Raw genomic sequence first — 26,470 nt, forward strand, 5'->3', positions numbered from 1 at the left:
GGCCCCGCCCCCGGCTAGGCTGACCCCCGCAAGCAGAGGAGACCGCGGATGCCCGACCACGCGACGCGCGGCAACAACCTCGACCGCGTCCGGCGGCACAACCTCTCGGCGATCGTCCGCCTCGTGCACCGCGGCGGCCCCCGCTCCCGCTCGCAGCTGACCCGCCTGACCGGCCTCAACCGCTCCACGATCGCGGCGCTGGTCGGCGAGCTGGTGGAGCTCGGCATCGTGCGCGAGCGCGAACCCGCCACACCGAACCAGGTCGGCCGGCCGAGCCCCGTCGTCGAGGCCGATCCCGGAGTCGTCGCGCTCGCCGTGAACCCCGAGATCGACGCCGTCACGGTCGCCGTGGTCGGCGTCGACGCCGTCGTCCGCCGCCGCATCCGCCGCTCCGCCTCCGTCCCCACCGCCGAGGCCGCCGCCCGTCTGGCGGCCGAGGCGGTCGCCGAGCTGCTCGCCGAGCTGCCCGAGGAGACGCGGACGGTCGGCATCGGCGTCGCGGTGCCCGGCCTCGTCCGCGACACCGACGGCCTCGTCCGGGTCGGCCCGCACCTCGGCTGGGACGACGAGCCCTTCTCCCGCATGCTCGCGGACGCGACCGGCCTGCCCGTCCTCTCGGCGAACGACGCCAACCTCGGTGCACTCGCCGAGAGCGTCCTCGGCGTCGGCCGCGACGTCTCGCACCTCGTCTACCTCAACGGCGGCGCGAGCGGAGTGGGCGCCGGCGTCATCGTCGGCGGCGCGCCTCTGCACGGCATCGACGGCTACGCGGGGGAGATCGGCCACACCCTCGTCAACAGCGCGGGCATCGACTGCCACTGCGGCGCCGTCGGCTGCCTCGAGACCGAGGTCGGCCGCGCCGAGCTGCTCACCGTGCTCGGCCTCGACGAGAGCGAGCGGCTGGAGGAGGCGCTCGCCGCCTCCGAGGACCCGGCCGTCCGCGCCGAGGTCGAGCGCCAGCTCGGGCACCTCGCGGTCGCCCTGCGCAACGTGATAAACGTGTTCAACCCGCAGCTCGTGGTGCTGGGCGGCTTCCTCGGGGCGCTGATCGGAGTCGCGCCGGGGTTCCTGGAGGAGTGCCTGGGCCGCGGCGGCCCCTTCCGGGTCGCGCTCGACTCCGTGCGCATCGTTCGGACCGAGCTCGGCGCCGATCTGCTCATGCTGGGCGCCGCCGAGCTCGCCTTCGAGCGCCTGCTCGCCGACCCGCTCGGCACTCCGCTCCACCCGGTCTGACCCGACGGCGGGCCGAGGGGTGGCGCCGCTGTCCGACACGTGATCGAATTGATTCGACCGAGCGGCGTGGAGCCGACGAGGTCCGCTCCCGCGCCGAGGACGACACCGGCCGCACCCCTCCCTCCCACCCCGCTGCGCCCTGCGCAGGAAGGCACTCCGTGTCCACTCCCGCCTCGACTCCGACCGGCTCCCTCCCGGTGCACCGCCACCCGGGCGACGCCCTGACGGCCCGCCAGCGCCTCGTCTACGTGATCGTCCTCGGCTCGCTGACCGCCCTCGGGCCGTTCACGATCGACCTCTACCTGCCGGCGTTCCCCGCGCTGCAGAGCGAGCTGAACGTGTCGGAGGCGGCGGTCCAGCTGACCCTCACCGGCACGACCCTCGGCTTCGCGCTCGGCCAGCTGGTCGTGGGCCCCTGGAGCGACGCGGTCGGCCGGCGCCTGCCGATCCTCCTGGCCACCTCGCTGCACGTGCTGGCCTGCGTCGGCGCGGCGCTCGCCCCCGAGATCGTCACCCTCGGCGTCTTCCGCTTCCTGATGGGAGCCGGCGCGGCGGCGGGCGGCGTGGTCGCGATGGCGATGGTCCGCGACCTCTTCGGCGGACGCCCGCTGGTGCGGATGCTGTCCCGGCTCGCCCTGGTGTCGGGCCTCGCGCCCGTGCTCGCGCCGGTCATCGGCTCGCAGCTGCTGCTGATCATGGACTGGCGCGGGATCTTCGTCTTCCTCGCCGCCTACGGCGTGCTGGTCGTCGCGGCCGTCGGCCTGCTCGTCGTCGAGACCCGGCCCCGCGCCGCCCGACACGAGCGCGAGCACCGCTCGCTCGTGCAGCGCTACCGGGCCGTCCTCAGCGACCGCGTGTTCCTCGGAGTGGCGGTGATCGGGGGCATGACCTTCGCCGGCCTGTTCACCTACCTCTCCAGCTCCTCGTTCCTGTTCCAGGGCCTCTACGGATTCGACGCGCAGCAGTACGGACTGCTCTTCGCCGTGAACTCGCTCGGCGTCGTCCTCGGCGTGCAGGCGTCCTCCTACCTCAGCCGAAGGATCGGGCCGCAGTGGATCCTCGCGATCACGACGCTGACGCTGTTCACCTCCGCCGGCCTGATCGCCCTCTTCGACGTGCTCGGGCTGGGGCTCTGGGGCACGCTCGTCCCGCTGTGGTTCTTCATCGCGTCCTGCGGCTTCAGCTTCCCGTGCGTGCAGGTCCTCGGCCTGGTCAACCACGGCCGGGAGGCGGGGACGGCCGCGTCGCTGCTCGGAGCGGTCAACTTCGGCACCGCCGGACTGCTGTCGCCGATCTCGGGGGTCTTCGGCGCCGGCTCGGCCGTGCCGATGGCCGTGGTGATGATGGCGACGGCGACCGTGTCGATCCTGGCGCTCTGGCTGATCGTCCGGCCGAGGAGCGTCCCGGCGCTGCAGGACTGAGCGCTCGTCTCCGGGTCCCGGCGATCCGGCAGGCCCCGCTCCTGCGGCTCCTCGCGGGCGTTCCGGCCCCCGCTGGATCCGCTCCCGAGCGCCGCTGCTACAGTCCCCTCCCATGTCCTCCCGCGACTCCTCCGCCCTGCTCGCCGAGCTCTCCGACCCCGACCGCGACGTCCGCCTCCGCGCGGCGATGACCCTGGGCGAGCTCGCCGAGCCCGCCACCGCCGAGCCCCTCGCCGCGCACCTGTGGGAGGAGCCGGACTTCTTCGTCCGCGACGTGCTCACCTGGTCGCTCGGCCGCCTCGGCTCCGCCGCCGTCCCCGTCGCCCGCGAGGCGCTCGGCCGCGAGCCCCGGGTGCGCACGCAGGCGCTGCACGTGCTCAGCAAGATCCTCGACCCGGCGACGCTCGACGACATCGCCCCGCTGGCCGCCGACTCCGAGCCCGCCGTCGCCGCGAAGGCCCGCTTCGCGCTGGGCCGCCTCGGCGACGAGCGCGCGCTGCCGGTCCTGCTCGGCCTGCTCGGCGACGACGACGCGGAGGCGCAGAACGTGCTCACCGACGTCCTCGCCTCCTTCGGCGCCGCGGCCGTCCCCGGTCTGGAGCAGGCCCTCCGCGAGGGGTCCGCGCCGGTCCGCCGGCATGCCGCCGCCGCCCTCGGCTACCTGGGCGACGACGCGCGTCCTGCCGTCGACGCGCTGGACGGGGCCGCCGGCAGCGACGACTCCGCGCTGGCGGTCTCGGCCGTGATGGCGCTCGGCTCGATCACCGGTCCCGACGCGGCCGCCGCCCTCGAGCGGGCCTCCGCCTCGGACGACTCCCGCGTGAGCGCCGTCGCCGCGCGGCTCCTCGCGCGCTCCTCCGAGCCGACCCGGCTCGACGCCCTCCGCGCCGCCCGCCTGGCCCGCGCGGCCGGCTGAGGCGCGCCGCGAACCCCCGCGGGGGAAGGCCGGGGATCCGCAAGGCCGCTCGAACCCTGTCATGAACCCCGCCGCGCGGACGCCGGTCTTCCGATCGGTCGGCCGCGCCGCCCCGCAACCCCCAGCGGGGGAACGCCGGGTGACGGCATCATGTCCGGATGGATCACCGCGACGACCGCCTGTCGACCGAGCCCGGAATCGCGCGCCCCGACGCCGTCCAGCGTGCGCGGATGCGCGAGCAGGTGCCGTCCGACGACGTCGCCGCCCGGCTGCTGACGAAGGAGGCGGCCCACCGGGTCTCCCGCCGCTGGCCGCTGATCTCCGCGTCGCTCGCGATCCTGCTCACGGTGCTGCTCGCCGTGCTGATCGCCTTCCGCCCCACCTCGGCCTTCCGCTTCGACGTGGAGTGGATGGACGAGATCGTCGAGCACCGCTCGCCGGTCTGGGACATCCCGGCCCTCGTCATGAACACGGTCGGAGCGGGGCTCGTCGGCACGACGCTCATCCCGCTCGGCATCGTCGCCGTGCTGCTGGTGTTCCGCAGGCGGTGGGCGGCGCTCTACTACGCGATCGCCGCGCTGGTCAGCGTGGGCGCCACTCAGCTCGTCAAGGAGCTGGTGGGACGCGCCCGCCCGGCCGACATGCTCGTCACCAGCGACTACGGCTCCTTCCCGTCCGGCCACACCGCCAACGCGGCGACGACGGCGATGGTGCTGGCCCTGGTGTTCCCGCTGCTGTGGGTCTGGATCGCGGGCTTCCTCTACACCGTGGCGATGATGGCGAGCCGCACCTACCTCGGCGCCCACTGGCTGAGCGACACCGTCGGCGGCCTGCTGCTCGGGATCGGCGTGGCGCTCGTGGTCTGGGCTCCGCTCGCCGGCCGCCTGCGCACCGAGGCCGAGCTCCCGCACCCGCCGATCTGGATCCGCCGCACCACCTGACCGGCGCAGCGCTCCCCGCGAGGGCTTCGAGCCCCTGAGGATCGGCGCTCGAGGAGCGCGGAGGCTCGCGGATCAGGCGAAGGCGGCGAGGGAGTCGAGCTCGTTGAAGGTGTAGACGTGCAGGCCCGCGAGGCGGTCGCCCGCCGCCGCTTCCAGGCGCGCGACGAACGAGGACGGGTCGAAGCGGCGTCCGCGGAGGAGCCCGCCGGCCACCGAAGTGCTCCGCTTCAGGAAGCCGAGCGAGGAGCCCACTCCGATCCGCGCGCCCAGCGTCAGCAGCCGCGAGCGCTCGACCGGCCCCGGCACGCCCGCCCACAGATCGGCCGTGATCCCCGTCTCGCGCAGCCGATCGGCGTAGCGGACCACCGCGTCCACGTCGAAGCACATCTGCGTGACGATCGAGCGGATGAACGGAGCGCGCTCGCGCAGGTGCCGCTCGATGCTCTCGTCGGAGAGGTGCGGGTGGCCCTCGGGATAGCCTGCGATGTCCAGGGCCAGCCCGGGTGAGATCTCGCGGGCGTCGCGGATGAGCTCGAGGCTCGTGGAGTAGGTGCCGGCCGCCGAGGACGCGTCGCCCGAGATCACGAACGCCTCGTCGATCCCCGCCTCGCCCATCCGCCCGAGGACCCGCTCGAGTGCGGCGCGGCCCTCGACGTTCCGCGCCGCCAGGTGGGGCACCACGCGGAACCCGCGCCCGGCCAGCGCGACCGCGCAGTCCACGGTCCGCTCGGTCCCGTGCTTCGGCAGGCTCGTCACGGTCAGCGTCACCGCAGAGGGGTCCGGGAACGCCCGTGCGGCGCGCTCGCCGATGTCGTCGGCCGGGATGATCTCGAAGCGAGCGCGGGTCATCGGCCCAGCCTGCCACGCGGAGCCGGAGCGGCGCGGGTGGTGGCCGCGGCCGCACGAGTGTCGGAGGGGCGCCCTAGCCTGGAGCCGATCGCCGCCCGGTGGTCGCGGAAGGAGTCGCGTGTACCTGGAGTCCGGCCGCGTGGTCACGAGCCCCACCGACCTGTCGAACTGGGCGGCCTGCGAGTGGGCCGTCCTCCGCCGGTTCGACGCCCTGCTCGGCCGCGCCTCGCGCCTCGAGGCCGAGAGGGACGGGATGCTCGAGCGCACCGCGGTGCTCGGCGACGAGCACGAGCACCGCTTCCTCGCCGAGCTGAAGCGCACGCACGAGGTGCTCGAGTTCGAGCGCCCCGAGCCCGCCGGCTACCCCGCGGCGGCCGAGGCGGCCGTCGAGGCGATGCGCGCCGGGGTCGACGTGCTCTACCAGGCCACCTTCTTCGACGGCGAGTTCCTGGGCTTCTCGGACTTCCTCCTCCGCACCGCCGACGGCGCCTACGAGGTCTACGACACCAAGCTCGCCCGGCACGCGAAGATCCCGGCGCTGCTGCAGCTCGCCGCCTACGCCGAGCAGATGCAGGCGCGCGGCATCCGCGTGGGGGAGCAGGTGCACCTCGTGCTCGGTGACGGCTCCGTCACCAGCCACGAGCTGGCCGTCGTCGCCCCGGTCCAGCGGGTGCAGCGCGCCCGGCTCCGCGCCGTGCTCGACGAGCGCCTCGCCGCCGACGAGCCGCTGGCGTGGGGCGATCCGCGCTACCCCTCCTGCGGACGCTGCGCGGTCTGCGCGCCCGAGGTCCAGGCGCACCGCGATCCGATCCTCGTCGCCGGGATGCGGCTCGACCAGCGGGCGAAGCTCACGGCGGCCGGCGTCCTCACCCTCGACGCCCTCGCCGAGCACGACGGCCCCGTCCCCGGCCTGGGCGCGGGCACGCTCGAGGGCCTGCGCGCCCAGGCGCGGCTGCAGCTGCGGTCGGAGTCCTCGCCGGTGCCGACCGTCGAGGTGATCGACGCCTCCGTGCTCGCCGGGCTGCCCGCGCCCGACCCGGGCGACCTCTTCTTCGACTTCGAAGGCGATCCGCTCTACACCGAGGACAACCGCGAATGGGGCCTCGACTACCTCTTCGGCATGGTCGACGACCAGGAGCGCTTCACCGCGCTCTGGGCGCACGACCTCGCGGCCGAGCGCCGGGCGCTCCTCGACTTCCTCGCGCTCCTGCGGGCGCGCCGGGCCGAGCACTCCCGGATGCACGTCTACCACTACGCCTCCTACGAGCGCAGCCACCTGCTCTCGCTCGCGCTCCGCCACGGGGTCGGCGAGGAGGAGGTCGACGCGCTCCTGCGCGACGGCGTCCTGGTCGACCTGTACCCGGTGGTGCGGCGGGCGCTCCGCGTGGGCTCGCGCAGCTACTCGCTCAAGAAGCTGGAGCCGCTCTACATGGGCGAGGAGGAGCGGGACGCGTCCGGCGTCACGAACGCCGCCGACAGCATCGAGATGTACGTGGAGGCGCGCGCCGCACAGAGGGCCGATCCTGCCGAGGGGCAGCGCGGGCTCGACCTCGTCGCTGAGTACAACGCCTACGACTGCCGCTCCACGCTCCGCCTGCGCGACTGGCTCCTGGAGCTCGCTCCGCCGCGCGAGGAGCTGCCGCCGCTGCTCGAGGTCGAGATCCCCGTGCCCCGCGAGCCGCACCCGGTCGCGGTCGCACTGCTGGCGCAGGTCGAGGGGATCGAGCCGCGCGAGCGCACGGCCGACCAGACCGCGCTCGCCCTCGCCGGCGCGGCGATCGACTACCACCGCCGCGAGGCCAAGACCTTCTGGCAGGAGCACTTCGACCGACTCCGGCAGCCGCTGGACGAGTGGGCGGACACCCGCGACGTCGTGATGATCGACCGGGTCGAGGTCGTCCGCGACTGGGCGAAGCTCCCGCGCGCCCGCACGCAGTCGCGCGAGCTGCGGATCCTCGGCCGGCTCGCTCCCGGCAGCCGGCTCGGCACCGGCTCATCGCCGTACCTGGTCTACGAGGCCCCGGCGCCCCCTGGTGCACCCTCGCCCGGTCCCGGTCTGCGCGGCGCCTCCGAGCGCTCCGAGATCCTCGCGGTCGACGACGACGGGGAGCGGATCGTCCTGCTCCTCAAGGAGGGCCTGAAGGCGGGGGAGGATCCGCACGACGACGCTCCGGTCGCCCTCGCCCCCGCGCCGCCGCCGCGCGCCGCGCCCCAGCCCGAGGCGATCGCGGAGTGGGGCGGCGAGGTCCTCGACGCGCTGCCCGCGATGCTGGCCGATCCGGCGCTCGACGTCCTCCGCCGCGTGCCGCCGGGAGCCGTCGCTCCTGTGCAGGGCGACGACGTGATCGGCGCGGTCGTCACCACTCTGCTCGGACTCGACCGGGCGACCCTCGCGGTGCAGGGTCCGCCCGGCACCGGGAAGACCTACGTCGGCTCCCACGTGATCGCACGGCTGGTGAACGAGCACGGCTGGCGCATCGGCGTGGTCGGCCAATCGCACTCGGTGGTCGAGAACGTGCTGAGCGCCGTCGTCGGCCGCGGCGTCGATCCCTCCCGCGTAGCGAAGGTGCCCAAGAACGGCACGCCGCCCGAGGCGCTCGAGGCGGCGCCCTGGGCGCCGGTGAAGAACGCGGCGGCACTCACCGCGGTCCTCGAGGAGGGCGGCGGCTGCGTCATCGGCGGCACCGCCTGGACCTTCGCGAACCCGGTCACCGTGCCGCGCCGCTCGCTCGACCTCCTGGTGGTCGACGAGGCCGGGCAGTTCTCGCTCGCCCCGACGATCGCGTCGGCCGTCTCCGCCCAGCGGCTGCTCCTGCTCGGCGATCCGCAGCAGCTGCCCCAGGTGAGCCAGGGCGCGCACCCGGAGCCGGTCGACGAGTCGGCGCTCGGCTGGCTCGCCGACGGGCACGACGTCCTCCCGCCCGAGTACGGCTACTTCCTCGCGCAGACCCACCGGATGCACCCGGCGCTCTCCGACGCCGTCTCCGAGCTGTCCTACGAGGGCGCGCTGCGGTCGCGGGCGCCGCAGGTGCGCCACCTGGAGGGGGTCGAGCCGGGCGTGCACTCCGTCCCGGTCGAGCACGCGGGCGACACCACCTCCTCGCCGGACGAGGCGAGGCGCGTCGTCGAGATCGCCCTCTCCCTCGTCGGCCGCGCCTGGACCGACGAGCACGGCGAGCGGACGCTGACCGCGGCCGACGTCATCGTCGTCGCGCCCTACAACGCTCAGGGCGGGCTCCTCCGCACCGCCCTCGACGCCGCGGGCCTCGAGGAGACCCCGGTCGGCACGGTCGACCTCTTCCAGGGCAGGGAGGCGGTGGTCGCCATCGTGTCGCTCGCCGCGTCCTCCGGGGCCGACGTCCCGCGCGGAATGGAGTTCCTCCTCCTGCCCAACCGCCTGAACGTCGCGGTCTCGCGCGCGAAGTGGGCGGCGTACCTGGTGCACTCGCCGGCGCTCGCCGCCTCGCTCCCGACCTCGCTGACCGGCCTCGGGCACCTCTCCGGCTTCCTCCGCCTGCTCGAGCGGGGGGAGCGGGCCGCCCCGTGACGGATCCGGTGGCCTCAAGGCGCGCTCCGCTCCGATTCCGTCGGTGCTCGGCATGGTGGACGACGCGATCCGTCGGTACGGTGTCCCCATGAGAATCCTCCTGGTCGGCGCCGGCGGCGTCGGCGACGCCTTCGCGAAGATCGCCGCGCGCCGCTCCTTCTTCGAGCAGATCATCGTCTGCGACTACGACCTCGCTCGCGCCGAGCGCACGGTCGCCTGGATCGCGGAGCGGCACGGTGCCGACGACCGCTTCGTCGCCGCGCGGATCGACGCCTCCGACGCCGAGAACGTCGAGACCGTCGCCCGCGCGCACGGGGCGACCCACGTGATGAACGCCGTCGAGCCGCGCTTCGTCCCGACGATCTTCGCCGGAGCGCTCGCCGCCGAGGCCGACTACCTCGACATGGCGATGAGCCTCTCGCTCCCGCACCCCGAGCAGCCCCACGAGCTGACGGGGCTCAAGCTCGGCGACGAGCAGTTCGCCGCGGCGGAGGAGTGGTCCTCCCGCGGCCGCCTCGCCCTGGTGGGCATGGGCGTGGAGCCGGGACTCTCCGACGTCTTCGCCCGCTACGCCTCCGACCACCTCTTCGACGAGATCGACGAGCTCGGAGTGCGCGACGGCGCGAACCTCGTCGTGCACGACGCGGACGGCCGCGAGATCTTCGCTCCGTCCTTCTCCATCTGGACCACGATCGAGGAGTGCTTGAACCCGCCGGTGGTGTTCGAGCGCGACCGCGGCTGGTACACCACCGCCCCCTTCTCGGAGCCGGAGGTGTTCGAGTTCCCCGAGGGTATCGGCCCGGTCGAGTGCGTGAACGTCGAGCACGAGGAGGTGCTGCTGATGCCGCGCTGGCTCGACGCCAAGAAGGTCACCTTCAAGTACGGCCTCGGCGAGCAGTTCATCGGCGTCCTGCGCACCCTCCACCTCCTCGGCCTCGACAGCACCGAGCCCCTGCGGGTCCGCTCGGCCGGCGGTCCCGTCGAGGTCTCGCCGCGCGACGTCGTCGCCGCCGCCCTGCCCGACCCCGCCGGCATCGGCCCGCGGATGACCGGCAGGACCTGCGCCGGCCTCTTCGTCTCCGGCACGAAGGACGGCGCCCACCGCGAGGTGTACCTCTACCACGTGAGCGACAACGAGTGGACGATGGCCGAGTACGGCACCCAGTGCGTGGTCTGGCAGACGGCGCTCAACCCGGTGGTCGCGCTCGAGCTCCTCGCGACCGGCGTGTGGACCGGCGCCGGAGTGCTCGGGCCGGAGGCGTTCAGCGCCGACCCGTTCCTCGAGCTGATGGCCCGCCCCGAGGCCGACGGCGGGTACGGACAGTCCTGGCACGTCCGCGAGGACTGATCGGCGCCGCCGACCTAGGCTGAGCCCATGAGTGACGACGACGGGCTCGCCTCGGCGAGGGACGAGGCGCGCGCAGCCCTGGAGGCCGCCCGCCGACTGCAGGCGGAGGCCGCCGAGGCCCTGGCGCGAGCGGAGGCGGCGGCCGCGGCGCTGAACGCGGCGGCCGGCCCGGAGGAGGCGGAGGCCGTCGCGGACGACGTGCGGCTGGTGGCGGCGTCGGGGAGCGGAGCGGAGCAGTCCGCTGCTCCCGTTGCCCCGGACGCCGTCGATTCCGGTCCGATCGTTCCGGATGCAGATGCTCCGCCCACCCCCTCGGCGCCCGCCCCGGCCCCCGGTCCGCTCCCCGAGAGCGCCGTCGACGCCGTGCGCGCCGGGTACGCGTTCACCGGCCCGGCCCTCGAGCTCGGCGCCCTCGTCAACGGCGACGCGCGGATCGACGTGCCCGTCCGCATCCCGCTCGGCATGCTCAACCGGCACGGCCTCGTCGTCGGCGCGACCGGCACCGGCAAGACGAAGACGCTGCAGGTCCTCGCCGAGCAGCTCTCGGCCCACGGCGTCCCCGTCTTCGCTGCGGACATCAAGGGCGACCTCTCCGGCCTCGCCACTCCGGGCACCGCGACCGACGCGCTGCTCGCCCGCACCCGCGGCATCGGCCAGGACTGGCGGGCGGAGGCGGCCCCCGCCGAGTACTTCGCGCTCGGCGGCATCGGCACCGGCGTCCCCGTCCGCGCCACCGTGACGGGATTCGGCGCGCTGCTGCTCGCGAAGGTGCTCGGCCTCAACCACACGCAGGAGTCGAGCCTCGGCCTCGTCTTCCACTACGCCGAGAGCGCCGGTCTCCCGCTCGTCGACCTGTCCGACCTCCGCGCCGTGCTCACCTACCTCGTCGGCGACGAGGGCAAGGCGGAGCTCGCCGAGCTCGGCGGGCTGTCCAAGGCGACCGCCGGCGTGATCCTCCGCGAGCTGATCGCGTTCGCCGACCAGGGCGCCGACGTGTTCTTCGGCGAGCCTGAGATCGACACGGCCGAGTTCCTCCGCCTCGCCGCCGACGGGCGCGGCGTCGTCAGCCTCCTCGAGGTCCCCGGAGTCGCCGACCGACCGGCTCTGTTCTCCACCTTCCTGATGTGGCTGCTCGCCGACCTCTTCAACGACCTGCCGGAGGTCGGCGACCTCGACAAGCCGAAGCTGGTGTTCTTCTTCGACGAGGCGCACCTGCTCTTCCGCGACGCGTCGAAGGACTTCCTCGCCGCGATCACCCAGACCGTGCGCCTCATCCGCTCCAAGGGCGTCGGCATCGTCTTCGTCACCCAGACCCCGAAGGATGTGCCGGGCGACGTCCTCGCCCAGCTCGGCTCCCGCGTGCAGCACCAGCTCCGCGCGCACACGCCGGACGACGCCAAGGCCCTCCGCGCCACCGTCTCGACCTACCCTGAGAGCGACTACGACCTCGGTGAGGACCTCCAGTCGCTCCCCATCGGCGAGGCGATCGTGACGGTCATGAACGAGCGCGGCGCCCCGACCCCGGTCGCCTGGACGCGTCTCCGCGCCCCGCTCGGCTCGATGAAGCCCACCCCCGAGGCCGACCGCGAGGCGAGCGTCCAGAGGTCCCCGCTCCTCGCGCGCTACGGCACGCCCCTCGACCGCGACTCCGCCCGCGAGATCCTCACCCGCCGGCTCGACGCCGCCGCCGACGCCGAGGAGGCCCGCGCCGCCGCCGAGCAGCAGGCCGCCGACGACGCCCGCCGCGCCAAGGAGGACGCGCGTCGCGCCAAGGAGGAGACCGCGGACGCCGCCCGCCGCGCGAAGGAGCGGGCCGCCGCCGAGCGCGCCGCCGACCAGGCCGCCGAGCGCTCCCGTCGGCGCACGGCACCGACCTCCCGCGGGACCCGCACCGCCCGCCGCGACAAGACGGTCGTCGAGGAGGTGCTGGGCTCGAGCGCCGGCAGGACCCTGCTGCGCGAGGTGGTCCGCGGGATCTTCGGGACCGCCCGACGGCGCTGAGGCGGCCCGGGCCGGTCCGGGAGACGAGGCGCTAACGGGAACGTGTTAGCGTCGGTAGCATGAGTGAGAGCGGGACGACGCGGGAGCGGATCCTCCGAGCGACGGTCGAGCTGCTGGCGGACGGCGGGCGGGACGCGGTGTCGACGCGGGCGATCAGCGCGGCGGCGGGGGTCCAGGCCCCCACGATCTACCGGACGTTCGGCGACCTGCGCGGGCTGCTCGACTCGGCCGCGGCAGCCGGATTCGCCACGGCCCTCGCCGACTTCGAGCGGAGCGAGGCGCCGGCCGACCCGGTCGACGCGCTCCGTGCCGCCTGGGATCACCACGTCGCCTTCGGACTCGCCGAACCGCACCTCTACGCGCTGATGTTCACCGCGCGGCCGGGGGAGGAGTCGGAGGCGGCGCGCCTGTCCCGCGGCGTCCTCCTCGACGCGGTCCGGGCCGTCGCCGAAGCCGGCCGCCTCACCGTCGACGTCGAGCGGGCCTCCCGCCTGCTCCAGTCGGCCGCGCTCGGCTGCACCCTCACGCTGACCGCCCTCGCCGACCCCGACGACGAGCTCTCGTCCCGCTCGCGCGAGTCCGTCCTCGCGGCGATCACCACGGCGGAGGCGGGCCCCACCGATCCCGCCGCCCGTGCGGTCGTCGCGCACGCCGTCGCCCTGCGGACGGCGCTGCCGCAGATCGAGCCCCTCAGCGCGGGGGAGCGGCTCCTGCTCGACGAATGGCTCGAGCGCATCGCCGACTGACGGCCGGCGTCGCCGGAGGGTCCGTATCGCCGCCCTGTCGTCCGCGTTGTCGTAATACGGATGGCGACGGGCACGATCCGGGACCGGCTCCTACGGTCGGACCATGTCGCGAACCATAGCCGAACTCTTCTTCCGCCCCGTCTGCGCCGCCTGCTCGGCCCCGCTCGTCGCCCGCCGTGGCGCTTTCTGCTCCGACTCCTGCGCGCGGACGAACCACCTCTACGGCTGATCTCCCGCAATCGGCGCGAGGTCGTCCGCTAAGGCTGCGTGTGCGCCGGCGGCGCGAACCCGGCGTTGCGTGAGCGCGCCGCTCCGATGGACGCCTGCGCCGGTCGACCGGGCCTCGACGATCGCCCGCACCGGTTAAACAAAACGGTGCCCGTGCTGGCGAGAGCAACGGACACCGTTCGCGGAGGATGGGGGATTCGAACCCCCGAGGGCTTTCACCCAACACGCTTTCCAAGCGTGCGCCATAGGCCACTAGGCGAATCCTCCTGGCACGACCTGAGCCGCGACTCATCGATACTAGCCGGTGTCGGAGGCTCCCGCTGACCACGACACCGACACGCCCCGCTCTCCTCGGCCGCCGTCGTCGGTTAGACTGTCACCCGGCTCCCCGCGTGGCGCCATCCAGGCCAACTCCCCCAGGGCGGAAACGCAGCAAGGGTAACCGGGCTCTGGCGGGTGCGCGGGGGGTCTTCTTCCGTTAACTGGCCCGCCTGCTCCGCCGATGGTCCGCCGCACAGCCGCTACGAGGCCCTACCGACTGCGGACGCTCCTCGACAGCCGCGCGCCATGCACGCCCTCCCATCCCTGGCCTCTACTCAGCCAGGCGGAGGGACCCCCTCGGTAGGCTGGATCCGATGGTTCAGAGCATCTACATCTCGTCCGCCGAAGGTCATTCGGGCAAGTCCACGGTCGCCCTCGGCGTCCTCGATGCGCTCAGCAGCCAGGTGCAGCGGGTCGGCGTCTTCCGCCCGATCGCCCGCTCCACCTCCGAGCCGGACTACGTGCTCGAGATGCTGCTCGGCCACTCCGACTCGGGCCTCGCCTACGAGGACTGCATCGGCGTCACCTACGAGGACGTCCACGCCGACGGTGAGGCGGCGCTCTCGCGGATCGTCGAGAGGTACAAGGGCGTCGAGGCCCGGTGCGACGCCGTCGTCATCCTCGGCTCCGACTACACGGACGTCGGCAGCCCCACCGAGCTCGGCTACAACGCCCGCATCGCCGCCAACCTCGGTGCCCCGGTCCTGCTCGTCCTCACCGGGCGGGACTCGTCCCGCAGCGAGCAGCTGGGCCAGGCGCCCGCGCGCACGCCGGAGGAGATGCGCCAGATCACGGAGCTCGCCTCGGTCGAGCTCCGCACGGCCCACGCGAGCCTCATCGGAGTGATCGCGAACCGCGCCGATCCCGACACCGCCGCCGATGCCGTCGCCGCGATCCGCGAGAGCATCCCCGCCACCGTCCCGGTCTGGGCGATCCGCGAGGATCCGTTCCTCGTCGCTCCGAGCCTGTCCCGCCTGGTCGAGGCGGTCGACGGCGTCGTCGTCGCGGGCGATCCGGAGCTGCTCGGCCGCGAGGCGCTCGGCGTGGTGATCGCCGGCATGTCCATGGTCAACGTCCTGCCGCGGCTCACCGAGGGCGGCGTCGTGATCGTCCCCGGAGACCGGCCCGAGGTCGTCCTCGCCGTGATCATGGCTTACGCCTCCGGCACGTTCCCCACCGTCACCGGCATCATCCTCAACGGCGGCTTCGAGCTGCCGGAGCCGATCGTCCGGCTGATCGAGGGCGTCGACAGCCGCGTGCCGATCGTGATGACCGAGCTCGGCACCTACGACACCGCCGTCCGCGTCACCGCGGCCCGCGGCCGCCTGGCGGCCGACTCCCCGCGCAAGCGCGACACCTCCCTCGCCCTCTTCCAGGAGGCGGTCGACGCGGTCGAGCTGCTCACCCTCCTCGACGTCGGCCGGTCCGAGGTCGTCACGCCGCTGATGTTCGAGTACGGGCTGATCGAGCGCGCGCGCATCGCCGACCGCCACATCGTCCTGCCCGAGGGCGGCGACGACCGGATCCTCCGCGCCGCCGCGACCGTGCTCAAGCGCGGCATCGCCCGGCTCACGATCCTCGGCGAGGAGGCCGAGATCCGCGCCCGTGCGGCGGGCCTCGGCCTCGACCTCGACGGCGCCCGCGTGCTGAGCACCCTCGACCCGGAGCACCGCGCGCGCTTCGCCGAGGAGTACGCCCGCATCCGCGCGCACAAGGGCATCACCTACGACCACGCCTACGACACGGTCACGGACGTCTCTTACTTCGGCACGATGATGGTGCAGCTCGGCCTGGCCGACGGGATGGTCTCGGGAGCCGCGCACACGACCGCGCACACCATCCGCCCCGGCTTCGAGATCATCAAGACGAGCCCGGGCGTCTCCGTCGTCTCGAGCGTGTTCCTGATGGCGCTCGCCGACCGCGTGCTGGTCTACGGCGACTGCGCGGTGAACCCCGACCCCACCGAGGCGCAGCTCGCCGACATCGCGATCTCGTCCGCCGAGACCGCCCAGCAGTTCGGGATCGACCCCCGCATCGCGATGCTCTCCTACTCCACCGGCGAGAGCGGAGCCGGCGCCGACGTCGAGAAGGTCCGCGCGGCGACGGCTCTAGTGCGCGAGCGCCGGCCCGACCTGCTCGTCGAGGGCCCGATCCAGTACGACGCGGCGGCCGACGCGGCGGTCGCGGCCTCGAAGATGCCCGGCTCCCAGGTCGCCGGGCGCGCGACGGTGTTCATCTTCCCCGACCTCAACACGGGCAACAACACCTACAAGGCCGTGCAGCGCTCGGCCGGCGCCGTCGCCATCGGACCGGTCCTCCAGGGTCTGCGCAAGCCGGTCAACGACCTCTCGCGCGGCGCGCTCGTGCAGGACATCGTCAACACCGTCGCGATCACGGCCATCCAGGCCGCCACCCAGGCCATCGTCCCGCCCACCGCCGCCATCCCCGTGGTGCGGTAGCGGCGACCCCGCCGCCGCCCCTCCCGACCCCGATTACCCCAGGAGTCCCCTCATGTCCGTCGTCCTCGTCGTCAACAGCGGATCGTCGTCGTTCAAGTACCAGCTCATCGAGATGACCACCGAGGAGACGCTCGCCAGCGGCCTCGTCGAGCGGATCGGCGAGGACACCGGCCGCACGAAGCACACCCGCGACGGGGAGTCGTTCGAGATCGAGGGGCCGATCCCCGACCACACCGCCGGCTTCGACGCGATGATCCGCGCGTTCGGCGAGCACGGCCCGAGCCTCGACGAGTTCCCTCCCGTCGCCGTGGGCCACCGCGTCGTGCACGGCGGCAAGCGCTTCTTCGAGCCCACCGTCGTCACCGACCTGGTCAAGATCAACATCGAGGACCTCGCCGATCTCGCCCCGCTGCACAACCCCGCCAACCTCGAGGGCATCGAGGCGGCGCAGAAGGCCTTCCCGGACGTCCCGCACGTCGCCGTCTTCGACACCGCCTTCCACCACACGATCCCGGCCGAGGCGTCGACCTACGCGCTGCCCGCCGAGCTCGCCGAGAAGCACCGCGTCCGCCGCTACGGCTTCCACGGCACCTCGCACAAGTTCGTCTCGGAGGCCGCCGCCGCCTATCTCGGCCGCCGCCGCTCCGACCTGAAGACGATCGTCCTGCACCTGGGCAACGGAGCGTCTGCCTGCGCGGTCGACGGCGGCGTCTCCGTCGAGACCTCGATGGGCATGACCCCGCTCGAGGGCCTGGTGATGGGCACCCGCTCCGGCGACCTCGACCCGGCCGTCGTCTTCCACCTCGCCCGCAAGGCGGGCCTCTCGATCGACGAGCTCGACACCCTCCTCAACCGCCGAAGCGGCCTCCTCGGCCTCACGGGTCGCGGCGACATGCGCGACGTCCAGGAGGCGGCCGAGGCCGGCGACGAGCAGGCCCGCGCCGGGCTCGAGGTCTACTACCACCGCCTCCGCCACTACATCGGCGCCTTCTACGCCCAGCTGGGCCGCGTCGACGCCGTGGTGTTCACGGCCGGAGTCGGCGAGAACGTCGCCGCCGTCCGCGCCGGCGCCCTCCGCGGCCTCGAGGGCCTGGGCATCGAGCTCGACCCCGAGCGCAACACGTCCTCCGACCGCGGCGCCCGCCGCATCTCCACCGACGACTCCCGCGTCGCCGTCCTCGTCATCCCCACGAACGAGGAGCTGGAGATCGCCCGGCAGTCCTTGTCGGTCGTGTAGCGGCGGAGCCGCGACACGACTCGCGGTCGGCTTCCGGGGGTGGCGGCTCCCGTGGAGCGGCTCCTGTCGGGCTGTCCTGAATCGCTCGCACGCGATTCCGGGTCGCGGCCCTCTGCCGAACACGCGGCGACCCTCGCTGGTCGAGTAGCCGCGGGACGCGGCGTGGCGAGAGCCACCGAGTACGAGGGGGATCTCGATGCGCCCGCTGTGCAGGCTGCTCCATCCGCAGGAGCCGGCCGAGGAGCCCCGGCTCAGGGCAGCAGGCGCGCGTCGCCCGCGTAGAGGTTGAAGCCGGAGCCGCGGCTGAAGCCGATCAGGGTGAGGCCGGAGTCGCGAGCCAGGTCCACCGCCAGCGACGACGGGGCACCGACCGCGGCGAGCAGGGGGATGCCGGCCATCACGGCCTTCTGCACCAGCTCGAACGAGGCGCGCCCCGACACCTGCAGCAGCGTCCCCCGCAACGGCAGCCGCCCCTCCCGGAGCCCCCAGCCGACCACCTTGTCCACGGCGTTGTGCCGCCCGACATCCTCTCGGAGCACCAGCAGCGAGCCGTCCGCGTCGAACAGCCCGGCCGCGTGGACGCCGCCCGTCCGCTCGAACACCGCCTGCGCCTCGCGGAGCCGATCGGGGAGCGAGACCAGCAGCTCCCGCTCGACCCGCAGGTCGTCCTCCGCGACGCTCCACGCCGAGTCGGTGGCGACCGCCTCGAGCGACGCGAGCCCGCACACTCCGCACGAGCTCGTCGTGTACACCGACCGCTCGCGCTCGAGCAGCACGGCCCCCCGCCCGCCGCGGACGCTCGCGTCGACCACGTTGTACGTGTTCTCGCCCGGACCGGAGCCGCTCGCGCAGTAGCGCATCGCCGCCAGCTGCTCCGACTCGGTGAGCACCCCCTCGGACACCAGGAATCCCGCGACCAGGTCGAAGTCGTCGCCGGGTGTGCGCATGGTCACGCTGAAGCGCCGTCCGCCGACGCGGATCTCGAGCGGCTCCTCGACGGCCAGGACGTCCTCGCGGCGGCGGGGCGGATCGTCGGCGCGGACGGCGGTCAGGCGGGTGCGGGCGACACTGCGGCTCATGGGTCTCCTCAGGCGGTGGAGGTCATCCTCCCACCGGGAACCGGGAGCGATGCCGGGGTGCGGACGTACGATGCAGGAATGGTCGATGACGCCGAGCCCCGCGAGAGTCCGATCGACGAGAGCCGCCTCTCCGTCCGATCGCCGAAGAGACGCGCTGTCGGGATCCCCGGCGTCGCCCACGCCCTCGAGATCTCGCTCAAGCAGATGGGCCCGGTGCGCAGCGCCGAGACGCTCCTGCGGGTGAACCAGAAGACCGGATTCGACTGCCCGGGCTGCGCCTGGCCGGAGGGCGACAAGCGCCACGTCGCCGAGTTCTGCGAGAACGGAGCGAAGGCGGTCGCCGAGGAGGCCACGCTCCGCACCGTCACATCGGCGTTCTTCGCCGCGCACCCCGTCGCGGAGCTGGAGGAGTGGGACGACTTCGCGCTCGGCCAGCAGGGCCGGCTCACGGAGCCGATGCTGCTCGAGGAGGGCGCGACGCACTACCGGCCCGTGGGCTGGGACGAGGCGCTCGACCTCGTGGCCGAGGAGCTGCGCGCCTGCGCGAGCCCCGACGAGGCGATCTTCTACACGTCCGGCCGGACCTCGAACGAGTCGGCCTTCGTCTACCAGCTGATGGTCCGCGGCTTCGGCACGAACAACCTGCCCGACTGCTCGAACATGTGCCACGAGTCCAGCGGATCCGCCCTCACCGAGACGATCGGGATCGGCAAGGGCTCGGTGAGCCTGCGCGACGTGGAGCGGGCTCCGCTGATCATCGTCGCCGGCCAGAACCCCGGAACGAACCACCCGCGGATGCTGACCGCGCTGGAGCGCGCCAAGCGCGCCGGCGGCACCATCGTGGCCGTGAATCCGCTGCCGGAGGCGGGGCTGCTCCGCTTCCAGAACCCGCAGACCGTCCGCGGCACCCTGGGCGACGGCACGGCCCTCGCCGACCACTTCCTCCAGGTCCGGCTGGGCGGCGACCAGGCCCTGTTCCAGGGTCTGGGCAAGGCGCTGCTCGAGTCTGAGGAGGCGCGCGGCGACGTCTTCGACCACGCCTTCATCCGCGAGAGCACCGGCGGCCTCGCCGAGTACCTCCACGGGCTGCGGGAGGTCCAGTGGGACGAGATCGAGCGGGCGAGCGGGATCGACGAGACGCGCATCCGCACCGTCGCCGAGCTGATCGCGGCGTCCGAGGGCACCGTCGTCTGCTGGGCGATGGGCCTCACGCAGCACGCGCACTCGGTCGCGACGCTCAAGGACGTCGTCAACGTGCTCCTGCTCACCGGCAACATCGGCAAGCCCGGCGCGGGCGTCTGCCCGGTGCGCGGCCACTCGAACGTGCAGGGCGACCGCACGATGGGCATCTTCGAGCGGATGCCGGACTCCTTCCACGACGCGCTCGACCGCGAGTTCTCCTTCTCCTCCCCGCGCGTGCACGGGACGGACACGGTCGCCGCGATCCGGGCGATGCGCGACGGGAAGGCCCGCGTGTTCATGGGGCTCGGCGGCAACTTCGCCCGGGCGACGCCCGACAGCGGAGTGACGGAGGCGGCGATGCGCTCGCTCGCCCTCACCGTCCACGTCTCGACCAAGCTCAACCGCTCGCACGTGGTCACCGGCCGGCGCGCGCTGATCCTGCCCACCCTCGGCCGCACCGACTCCGACGTGCAGCGCTCGGGCGAGCAGCGGGTCACGGTCGAGGACTCGATGAGCGCCGTGCACGCCTCCCGGGGCCGCCTGCGCCCGCCGAGCCCGGGCCTGCGCTCGGAGGTGGCGATCCTCACGGGGATCGCGGAGCGGCTGCTCGAGGGCCGCGAGAACGTCCCCCGGGTCGACTGGGCGGGACTGCGCGACGACTACCGCCGCATCCGCTCGCACATCGCCAACGTCGTCCCCGGTTTCGACGGCTTCGAGGCCCGGATCGACGTGCCCGGCGGCTTCGTCCTCCCGCACCCGCCGCGCGACTCGCGCCGCTTCGACACCCCCTCCGGTCTGGCCCGCTTCACCGCGAATCCGCTCGAGTACCCGCGGGTTCCGGAGGGCAGGCTGCTGCTGCAGACGCTGCGCTCGCACGACCAGTTCAACACCACGATCTACGGCAAGGACGACCGCTACCGCGGGATCCACGACGGCCGCCGGGTGGTGTTCGTCCACGCCGACGACGTCGCCGAGCTGGGCTTCGCGGACGGCGCGATGGTCGACCTGGTCTCGGAGTGGCCCGACGGCGTCGAGCGGCGGGCGGAGGCGTTCCGCGTCGTGGCGTACGACACGCCCCGCGGCTGCGCGGCCGCCTACTACCCGGAGACGAACGTCCTCGTGCCGCTGGACTCGACCGCGAAGATCAGCAACACGCCTACCTCGAAGTCGGTCGTGATCCGCCTCGAACCGGCGGCGTAGGCCTCACCAGGGCAGCGGCAGCAGGCGCACGGAGTCGCCCGCTGCCGCTCCCGGTGCGGGCACGACGGCGACGGCCTCCGAGGCGGCGAGACCGGTGAGCATGTGCGAGCGGATGCCCGCGGAGGCCCGCCAGCCGTCCTCTCCGGAGGAGACGGGCACGAGCACCGTGGCCCCCGCGCGCCCGAGCGGCTCGGCGAGGACGCCCCGCCCGAGGAGTCGGGCAGCGGCGCCCGACGCCGCGTCGAGGGCCGGCGGCAGGAAGGAGAGCGCCGCGAGGAGTGCGGCGAGCGGATTGCCCGGCAGCGCGATCACCAGCGTCCCTCCCGGCAGCAGCGCAGCCATGGTCGGGTGGCCGGGGCGCATTCCGACGCCGTCGACGAGGACGCGCGCGCCCACCGCATCGAGGGCGCGACGGACCGCGTCCACCCGGGAGCGCCCGGTCCCGCCCGTCGTGAGGAGGATCGGCGCCGTGCCCGCCAGCAGCGTCCGTGCGATCGCCTCCTCGTCGTCGCCGCGGCGCACGACCTCTCCCACGGCTCCGCCCGAGAGCTCGACCAGCGCGGGCAGCAGCGGCGTGAACGCGTCGCGCACCCGTCCGGCGGGCGGCATCCCCTCGGTGTCGACCTCGTCCCCCGTGAGGAGCAGGTCGACCGCGGCGGGCGGGCGGACGTCGAGCGCGTCGATCCCGGCGACCGCGAGCAGGGCGAGGTGCGCGGGAGTGAGGCGGGTCCGGGCATCGACCAGCACGGCTCCGCGGGCGGCCTCGTCGCCCGCGCGCCGGACGTGGCGGCCGGGCGGGAGGGGCGCCCGCGCCGTGAGCAGGTCGTCGCGGACCGCGCCCTGCTCGGACGGCAGCACCGCGTCGCTCCAGTCGGGCACGGCGGCTCCGGTGACGATCGGAGCGGCGGTGCCGTCCTCGAGCGGCCAGGGCCCGGGTCCGCGCACGGCCCAGCCGTCCATGGCCGAGGAGTCGTAGTGGGGGAGCGGCCGGGCGGCGGTGACGGCGCAGTCGAGGACGGCTCCGCGGGCGTCGAGGAGGGGGACGCTCGAGACGCCGGAGCGCGCCACCGCTTCGCCGACGATCCGCCTGGCCTCGTCCCAGTCGGTCGCCTCGTGCCCGTGCGCGCTCATCCCGTCCATTCTCCCGGGGCTCGGGGCGGGCCCTGGGCAGGACCCGCCCCGTCGGTCATCCCAGGTAGCCGTTCGGGTTCAGCACGAACTTCTTCGCGGCGCCCTTGTCGAAGTCGGCGTAGCCGCGGGGAGCGTCGTCCAGGCTGATCGCGGTGGCCTGGACCGCGTCGGCGATGTGGACCCGGTCGTGCAGGATCGCCATCATCAGCTGCCGGTTGTACTTCATGACCGGGCACTGGCCCGTGGTGAAGGACAGCGACTTCGCCCAGCCGAGCCCGAGGCGGATCGACAGCGAGCCCTCCTGGGCCGCCTCGTCGACTCCGCCCGGGTCGCCCGTGACGTAGAGGCCCGGGATGCCGAGGGCGCCGCCCGCCGCGGTGATCGACATCAGCGAGTTCAGCACCGTCGCCGGCGCCTCCTTCCCCGAGTCGGCGCCGTTGCCGTGCGCCTCGAAGCCGACGGCGTCCACTCCGCAGTCGACCTCGGGCACGCCGAGGATCTGCTCGATCTGGCCGGCCGGATCGCCCTTCGAGACGTCGACCGTCTCGCAGCCGAAGGAGCGCGCCTGCGCCAGACGCTCCTCGTTGAGGTCCGCGACGATCACGACGGCCGCTCCGAGCAGCTGCGCTCCGACCGCCGCTGCGAGTCCGACCGGTCCCGCTCCTGCGACGTAGACCGTGGACCCGACGCCGACTCCGGCGGTCACCGCGCCGTGGAAGCCCGTCGGGAAGATGTCCGAGAGCATCGTCAGATCGAGGATCTTCTCGAGCGCCTGATCGCGGTCCGGGAACACCAGGAGGTTCCAGTCGGCGTAGGGGACCATCACGTACTCGGCCTGCCCGCCGACCCAGCCGCCCATGTCGACGTAGCCGTACGCGCTGCCAGGGCGGTCCGGATTCACGTTGAGGCAGATGCCGGTCTTGCGCTCCTTGCAGTTGCGGCAGCGGCCGCAGGCGATGTTGAACGGCACGGACACGATGTCGCCGACCTTGACGAACTCGACGTCGGGGCCGACCTCCACGACCTCGCCGGTGATCTCGTGGCCGAGCACGAGGTCCGACGGAGCGGTGGTGCGGCCGCGGACCATGTGCTGGTCCGAGCCGCAGATGTTGGTGGAGACGGTGCGGAGGATGGCGCCGTGCGGCAGCTTCCGCCCGATGTTCGCCGGATTGACGCCGGGTCCGTCCTTCAGCTCGAAGGTGGGGTAGTCGATGTCGATGACCTCGACGACTCCGGGGGACTTGTAGGCGACGGCTCTGTTGCCTGACATGCGGGGCTCCTTCAGATGGACGACCGCGGCGCAGTCGGCCGCGGGAGTCCTGCGCCGCTCTCGGTTCGAGCCGCGGCACCGGGACTCGGGGGAACCGTACGGCGTCGGCCTGATGCCGGATCGAGGCCGGTGGAGTACCGTCTCAGGAGGCGTGCGGACGCTCGTCCACCGCCCGGTGCGAGGCCGCGAGCGCCGCGTCGAGCGCGTCCCGGCCGCCCCCGGCCCGGCCCGCCGCGTAGCCCGCGAGGAACGTGGTCAGCGGAGCCGCCGGCCGGACCACTCCGTGCGCCGCGCGACCGGCGAGGGCGAGCAGGGCGTCCGGGTCCACCGGGACCTCGCCGAGGCCGAGCGCGGAGCACAGCTCGGCCCACCAGCCGGCGAGCACCTCCTCCGTGGGGCGGGCGCCGTCGGAGGCGGAGGGGCGGGGGCCGGTCGTGTCGTCCATCCGCTCAGTCTGCGCCGCGCGGGCCCGGCAGGTCGATCCCGTGCCGGAGCGCGTCGGCGGGCGCGTCGACGTCGTCGGTCGTCCCTCCGGGCACCGTCACGAGCCGCGGGGGAAGGTCCCGGAGGAGGGCGCGCACCGAGGCGCCGTCGGGATCGCCGAGCGCGGTGAGCGCTTCGACGAGGGCCGCTCGCCGGTGCACGCCGAGGAGCTGCTGGGCTCGGCCGCTCGCGTCGACGGCCAGGAGGGAGGCCTCGACGGCGCTCGATGCGACCTCGAGCAGCGTGTGCACGGCGGGAGCGGGGGCGACGAGATCGGCGGCGAGCACGACGACCCAGTCCGGAGCGCCCGGGCGGTCGAGCAGAGGCAGCGCGGCGGCCAGGCCCGCGACCGGGCCGCCGAACGGCGGATCCTCCTGGACGAGCTCGGCGCCGTCGACGGCCTGTGCGAGCGACGACGGTCCGGCCACGACCCTCCGCTCGGCTCCGCGCACGGCTGCGAGGGCGGTGCCGAGGAGCGTCGACTCGCGGTGCCGGAGGAGCGGCTTGACCGCGCCGCCGAGGCGGGAAGCGCGTCCGCCGGCGAGCATGACCGCGTCGAAGCGGGGGAGCGGAGGCGGCGGGAGCACGGGACCGAGGCTACGCGCGCTCCGGTCTCCGCCGTCCCGGCTCCGGTGTCGGAGGTCGCGGCTACTCTTGTCGGGTGGTAGCAGCCCTGTATCGCCGGTACCGGCCCGAGACGTTCGCCGAGATGATCGGCCAGTCCCAGGTGACGGATCCGCTCATGACGGCGCTCCGCACCAACCGCGTCAACCACGCCTACCTCTTCAGCGGCCCCCGCGGCTGCGGCAAGACCACCTCGGCGCGCATCCTCGCCCGCTGCCTCAACTGCGCGACGGGCCCGACCGACACCCCCTGCGGCGTCTGCGACAGCTGCGTCGAGCTCAGCCGCGAGGGCCAGGGCTCGCTCGACGTGGTCGAGATCGACGCGGCGAGCCACAACGGAGTCGACGACGCGCGCGATCTGCGCGAGCGCGCCATCTTCGCCCCGGCGCGCGACCGCTTCAAGATCTTCATCCTCGACGAGGCGCACATGGTCACGCCGCAGGGCTTCAACGCGCTGCTCAAGATCGTGGAGGAGCCGCCGGAGCACGTGAAGTTCATCTTCGCGACCACGGAGCCGGACAAGGTCATCGGCACGATCCGCTCGCGCACGCACCACTACCCGTTCCGGCTCGTCCCGCCGGCGCAGATGCTCGACTACACGCAGGAGCTCTGCGAGCGCGAGGGCGTGCACGTGGCGGCCGGCGTGCTGCCGCTCGTGGTCCGCGCGGGCGGCGGGTCCGTCCGCGACACGCTCTCCCTGCTCGACCAGCTGATGGCCGGCTCCGAGGCCGAGACCGTCGAGTACGAGCGGGCCGTCGCCCTCCTCGGCTACACTCACGGCGCCCTGCTAGACGAGGTGGTCGACGCGCTCGCCGAGCACGACTCCGCCGAGGCGTTCGGAGCGGTCGACCGCGTCATCCAGACGGGGCAGGACCCGCGCCGCTTCGTCGAGGACCTGCTCGAGAAGCTCCGCGACCTGATCGTCGTCGCGGCGACCGGGGGCGCGGCCTCGGCCGTGCTCCGCGGCGTCTCGCAGGACGAGCTCGACCGCATGGCCGGCCAGTCGCGCGCGCTCGGCCTGGCCGAGCTCTCCCGCATCGCCGACGTGGTCAACGAGGCCCTCACCGAGATGACCGGTGCGACCTCGCCGCGCCTGCACCTCGAGCTGATGATCGCCCGAACCCTGGTGCACGGCACCGGCGCCGGCATCGCGCCGGTCGCGGCCCAGGAGGAGCGCCCGCGGCACGTGGCCCCTCCGCGCGAGACCGCGGCGCCCGCCCCGCGGTCGTCCGAGGCGTCGCGCGCGTCCGAGCCGTCCCGTGCGCCCGAGCCGTCCCGTGCGCCCGAGCCCCACCACGCCTCGCACGCCGCCGCTCCCGGCTCGGTGCCCGAGACCATCGCGGCCGCTCCGCGCACCGAGGCGCCGGTGACCGCGTCCGCACCGGTCGCCGCGCCGCCGGTGACGGCGCCCGACGAGACGGCGGCCGCGCCGGAGGCGGACGAGTCCGCGTCGGCCGAGTCAGGACGCCCCCGCGCGACGACCGCCGCGGCGGCTCGTCCGGAGCCGGTCGGGCAGGAGCCGTCGGATCAGGCCGCTGCGTCCACTGAGGCGCCCGCCGCCTCCGCACCCGCTGCGGCCGCGGGCGACGCTTCCGCCGACGGCGCGGTCACCCTCCAGCGGATGAAGGACACCTGGCCCGAGATCCTCGAGGTCGTGCAGAAGGCGAAGATGACCGCCTGGCTGGTGGCCTACACCGCCCAGGTGCGCGCCCTCAAGGACGACGTGCTGACCCTCTCGTTCCCGAGCCAGAACGACGTCGAGTCGTTCAAGATGCCGGGAACCGCTGGGCAGCCCGGAGTCAGCGAGTACCTGCGTCAGGCGATCCAGCAGGTCCTCGGCCTGCGGGTGAAGTACATCGCCCGCGTCGAGCCTCGCGCCGCCGCCCCGGAGGCCGAGCGCGCCGCCGTCGAGGCGACCGCCGCGCCCGCCCCGGCTGCGCCGATCCCGGCCGCGACCGGCTCCGACGGCTGGGCCACGGTGGCGATCCCCGCCGATCCGACCCCTGCGGCCGAGGCGGCTGCTCCCTCCGCTCCGGTGGAGGCCCCCGCCGCGGCCGCCGAGCCGGTGCGCGCCGCCCCCCTCGCCGCCGCTGAAGCCGCTCCCGCCGGCGACGAGCCCCCGTTCGACGAGGAGCCGCCGGAGGAGGACATGCCGCCGGTCGAGCCGCCGATGCCCGATTCCTGGGCGACCGTCGCACCTCCCGGCGAGCCCGCCGCCGCGCCCGACCCCGCCGCCCCGTCGCGGCCGGGATCG

General features: G+C 74.0%; 19 protein-coding genes, 1 tRNA gene and 1 other RNA gene. 14 read left to right on the forward strand and 7 right to left on the reverse strand.

What is annotated here, in order from left to right; translation table 11 throughout:
• Positions 1 to 48 precede the first annotated feature (48 nt).
• The 4 genes from C5C55_RS15410 to C5C55_RS15425 all read left to right on the forward strand — a co-directional run bounded on the left by C5C55_RS15410 (position 49) and on the right by C5C55_RS15425 (position 4,511).
• Complete coding sequence (locus C5C55_RS15410; protein WP_104234524.1) at positions 49 to 1,233, forward strand: ROK family protein; 1,185 nt, start codon at positions 49 to 51, stop codon at positions 1,231 to 1,233.
• A 158-nt stretch (positions 1,234 to 1,391) separates the two neighbouring features.
• On the forward strand, positions 1,392 to 2,654 hold the full coding sequence (locus tag C5C55_RS15415) for a multidrug effflux MFS transporter (RefSeq protein WP_104234525.1): 1,263 nt from the start codon (positions 1,392 to 1,394) through the stop codon (positions 2,652 to 2,654).
• Positions 2,655 to 2,766: 112 nt separating this feature from the next.
• On the forward strand, positions 2,767 to 3,570 hold the full coding sequence (locus C5C55_RS15420) for a HEAT repeat domain-containing protein (protein WP_104234526.1): 804 nt from the start codon (positions 2,767 to 2,769) through the stop codon (positions 3,568 to 3,570).
• Between the two features lie 158 nt (positions 3,571 to 3,728).
• Complete coding sequence (locus C5C55_RS15425) at positions 3,729 to 4,511, forward strand: phosphatase PAP2 family protein (protein WP_244229597.1); 783 nt, start codon at positions 3,729 to 3,731, stop codon at positions 4,509 to 4,511.
• A 72-nt stretch (positions 4,512 to 4,583) separates the two neighbouring features.
• Here C5C55_RS15425 and C5C55_RS15430 read toward each other — a convergent pair whose 3' ends face one another.
• Positions 4,584 to 5,360, reverse strand: coding sequence for a methylenetetrahydrofolate reductase (locus C5C55_RS15430; protein ID WP_104234527.1), 777 nt, complete (start codon positions 5,358 to 5,360; stop codon positions 4,584 to 4,586).
• Positions 5,361 to 5,478: 118 nt separating this feature from the next.
• On the opposite strand from C5C55_RS15430, the gene C5C55_RS15435 reads away from it, so the two are divergent.
• The 5 genes from C5C55_RS15435 (at position 5,479) to C5C55_RS16905 (ending at position 13,231) form a co-directional block, all read left to right on the forward strand.
• Complete coding sequence (locus tag C5C55_RS15435) at positions 5,479 to 8,907, forward strand: bifunctional RecB family nuclease/DEAD/DEAH box helicase (protein ID WP_104234528.1); 3,429 nt, start codon at positions 5,479 to 5,481, stop codon at positions 8,905 to 8,907.
• 88 nt (positions 8,908 to 8,995) lie between these two features.
• Positions 8,996 to 10,255 (forward strand): saccharopine dehydrogenase family protein, encoded by a 1,260-nt coding sequence (locus C5C55_RS15440; protein WP_104234533.1) that lies wholly within the window; start codon positions 8,996 to 8,998, stop codon positions 10,253 to 10,255.
• A 27-nt stretch (positions 10,256 to 10,282) separates the two neighbouring features.
• On the forward strand, positions 10,283 to 12,256 hold the full coding sequence (locus tag C5C55_RS15445; RefSeq protein WP_104234529.1) for a helicase HerA-like domain-containing protein: 1,974 nt from the start codon (positions 10,283 to 10,285) through the stop codon (positions 12,254 to 12,256).
• Positions 12,257 to 12,315: 59 nt separating this feature from the next.
• On the forward strand, positions 12,316 to 13,002 hold the full coding sequence (locus C5C55_RS15450; RefSeq protein WP_104227474.1) for a TetR/AcrR family transcriptional regulator: 687 nt from the start codon (positions 12,316 to 12,318) through the stop codon (positions 13,000 to 13,002).
• A gap of 103 nt (positions 13,003 to 13,105) precedes the next feature.
• The gene (locus C5C55_RS16905) at positions 13,106 to 13,231 is read left to right on the forward strand and encodes a hypothetical protein (protein WP_258062975.1); all 126 of its coding nucleotides are present in this window, start codon (positions 13,106 to 13,108) and stop codon (positions 13,229 to 13,231) included.
• A gap of 181 nt (positions 13,232 to 13,412) precedes the next feature.
• Here the strand turns inward: C5C55_RS16905 and C5C55_RS15455 are convergent.
• A tRNA-Ser gene (locus C5C55_RS15455) sits at positions 13,413 to 13,497 on the reverse strand.
• A 112-nt stretch (positions 13,498 to 13,609) separates the two neighbouring features.
• Between C5C55_RS15455 and ffs the strand changes: the two genes are divergently transcribed.
• The 3 genes from ffs (at position 13,610) to C5C55_RS15470 (ending at position 17,247) form a co-directional block, all read left to right on the forward strand.
• Positions 13,610 to 13,706, forward strand: an RNA gene (gene ffs, locus C5C55_RS15460) — signal recognition particle sRNA small type.
• 159 nt (positions 13,707 to 13,865) lie between these two features.
• Positions 13,866 to 16,010 carry a phosphate acetyltransferase gene (gene pta / locus C5C55_RS15465; RefSeq protein WP_104227473.1) on the forward strand — a complete coding sequence of 715 codons (2,145 nt, stop codon included), beginning with the start codon at positions 13,866 to 13,868 and terminating at the stop codon, positions 16,008 to 16,010.
• A gap of 52 nt (positions 16,011 to 16,062) precedes the next feature.
• Complete coding sequence (locus tag C5C55_RS15470; protein ID WP_104227458.1) at positions 16,063 to 17,247, forward strand: acetate/propionate family kinase; 1,185 nt, start codon at positions 16,063 to 16,065, stop codon at positions 17,245 to 17,247.
• Positions 17,248 to 17,498: 251 nt separating this feature from the next.
• Here C5C55_RS15470 and fdhD read toward each other — a convergent pair whose 3' ends face one another.
• Positions 17,499 to 18,326 (reverse strand): formate dehydrogenase accessory sulfurtransferase FdhD, encoded by an 828-nt coding sequence (gene fdhD / locus C5C55_RS15475; RefSeq protein WP_104234530.1) that lies wholly within the window; start codon positions 18,324 to 18,326, stop codon positions 17,499 to 17,501.
• 78 nt (positions 18,327 to 18,404) lie between these two features.
• Here fdhD and C5C55_RS15480 point away from each other — a divergent pair, with 78 nt between their 5' ends.
• Positions 18,405 to 20,708: an FdhF/YdeP family oxidoreductase gene (locus tag C5C55_RS15480; RefSeq protein ID WP_104234531.1), complete on the forward strand. Its 2,304-nt coding sequence runs from the start codon at positions 18,405 to 18,407 to the stop codon at positions 20,706 to 20,708.
• Positions 20,709 to 20,711: 3 nt separating this feature from the next.
• Here C5C55_RS15480 and C5C55_RS15485 read toward each other — a convergent pair whose 3' ends face one another.
• The 4 genes from C5C55_RS15485 to C5C55_RS15500 all read right to left on the reverse strand — a co-directional run bounded on the left by C5C55_RS15485 (position 20,712) and on the right by C5C55_RS15500 (position 24,179).
• On the reverse strand, positions 20,712 to 21,839 hold the full coding sequence (locus C5C55_RS15485) for a molybdopterin molybdotransferase MoeA (RefSeq protein ID WP_181067869.1): 1,128 nt from the start codon (positions 21,837 to 21,839) through the stop codon (positions 20,712 to 20,714).
• A 55-nt stretch (positions 21,840 to 21,894) separates the two neighbouring features.
• Positions 21,895 to 23,109, reverse strand: a complete 1,215-nt coding sequence (gene fdhA, locus C5C55_RS15490; protein ID WP_104225123.1) for a formaldehyde dehydrogenase, glutathione-independent — start codon at positions 23,107 to 23,109, stop codon at positions 21,895 to 21,897.
• 142 nt (positions 23,110 to 23,251) lie between these two features.
• On the reverse strand, positions 23,252 to 23,554 hold the full coding sequence (locus C5C55_RS15495) for a DUF6457 domain-containing protein (protein WP_219812392.1): 303 nt from the start codon (positions 23,552 to 23,554) through the stop codon (positions 23,252 to 23,254).
• A 4-nt stretch (positions 23,555 to 23,558) separates the two neighbouring features.
• On the reverse strand, positions 23,559 to 24,179 hold the full coding sequence (locus C5C55_RS15500) for a molybdenum cofactor guanylyltransferase (RefSeq protein WP_258065324.1): 621 nt from the start codon (positions 24,177 to 24,179) through the stop codon (positions 23,559 to 23,561).
• Between the two features lie 74 nt (positions 24,180 to 24,253).
• On the opposite strand from C5C55_RS15500, the gene C5C55_RS15505 reads away from it, so the two are divergent.
• Positions 24,254 to 26,470 (forward strand): DNA polymerase III subunit gamma and tau (locus C5C55_RS15505; RefSeq protein ID WP_104234536.1); only part of this gene is annotated, 2,217 nt, incomplete at its 3' end.

Source organism: Rathayibacter sp. AY1C2, from assembly GCF_002931195.1.
Lineage (GTDB): Bacteria > Actinomycetota > Actinomycetes > Actinomycetales > Microbacteriaceae > Rathayibacter.

Excerpts from the sequence above, each read along its gene's own strand:
- C5C55_RS15445 (WP_104234529.1), top strand. The coding sequence starts at position 10,283 with ATGAGTGACGACGACGGGCTCGCCTCGGCGAGGGACGAGGCGCGCGCA.
- fdhD (WP_104234530.1), bottom strand. The coding sequence starts at position 18,326 with ATGAGCCGCAGTGTCGCCCGCACCCGCCTGACCGCCGTCCGCGCCGAC.
- fdhA (WP_104225123.1), bottom strand. The coding sequence starts at position 23,109 with ATGTCAGGCAACAGAGCCGTCGCCTACAAGTCCCCCGGAGTCGTCGAG.
- C5C55_RS15420 (WP_104234526.1), top strand. The coding sequence starts at position 2,767 with ATGTCCTCCCGCGACTCCTCCGCCCTGCTCGCCGAGCTCTCCGACCCC.
- C5C55_RS15450 (WP_104227474.1), top strand. The coding sequence starts at position 12,316 with ATGAGTGAGAGCGGGACGACGCGGGAGCGGATCCTCCGAGCGACGGTC.
- C5C55_RS15470 (WP_104227458.1), top strand. The coding sequence starts at position 16,063 with ATGTCCGTCGTCCTCGTCGTCAACAGCGGATCGTCGTCGTTCAAGTAC.
- C5C55_RS15425 (WP_244229597.1), top strand. The coding sequence starts at position 3,729 with ATGGATCACCGCGACGACCGCCTGTCGACCGAGCCCGGAATCGCGCGC.
- C5C55_RS15410 (WP_104234524.1), top strand. The coding sequence starts at position 49 with ATGCCCGACCACGCGACGCGCGGCAACAACCTCGACCGCGTCCGGCGG.
- pta (WP_104227473.1), top strand. The coding sequence starts at position 13,866 with ATGGTTCAGAGCATCTACATCTCGTCCGCCGAAGGTCATTCGGGCAAG.
- C5C55_RS15495 (WP_219812392.1), bottom strand. The coding sequence starts at position 23,554 with ATGGACGACACGACCGGCCCCCGCCCCTCCGCCTCCGACGGCGCCCGC.
- C5C55_RS15440 (WP_104234533.1), top strand. The coding sequence starts at position 8,996 with ATGAGAATCCTCCTGGTCGGCGCCGGCGGCGTCGGCGACGCCTTCGCG.
- C5C55_RS15480 (WP_104234531.1), top strand. The coding sequence starts at position 18,405 with ATGGTCGATGACGCCGAGCCCCGCGAGAGTCCGATCGACGAGAGCCGC.
- C5C55_RS15485 (WP_181067869.1), bottom strand. The coding sequence starts at position 21,839 with ATGAGCGCGCACGGGCACGAGGCGACCGACTGGGACGAGGCCAGGCGG.
- C5C55_RS15430 (WP_104234527.1), bottom strand. The coding sequence starts at position 5,360 with ATGACCCGCGCTCGCTTCGAGATCATCCCGGCCGACGACATCGGCGAG.
- C5C55_RS16905 (WP_258062975.1), top strand. The coding sequence starts at position 13,106 with ATGTCGCGAACCATAGCCGAACTCTTCTTCCGCCCCGTCTGCGCCGCC.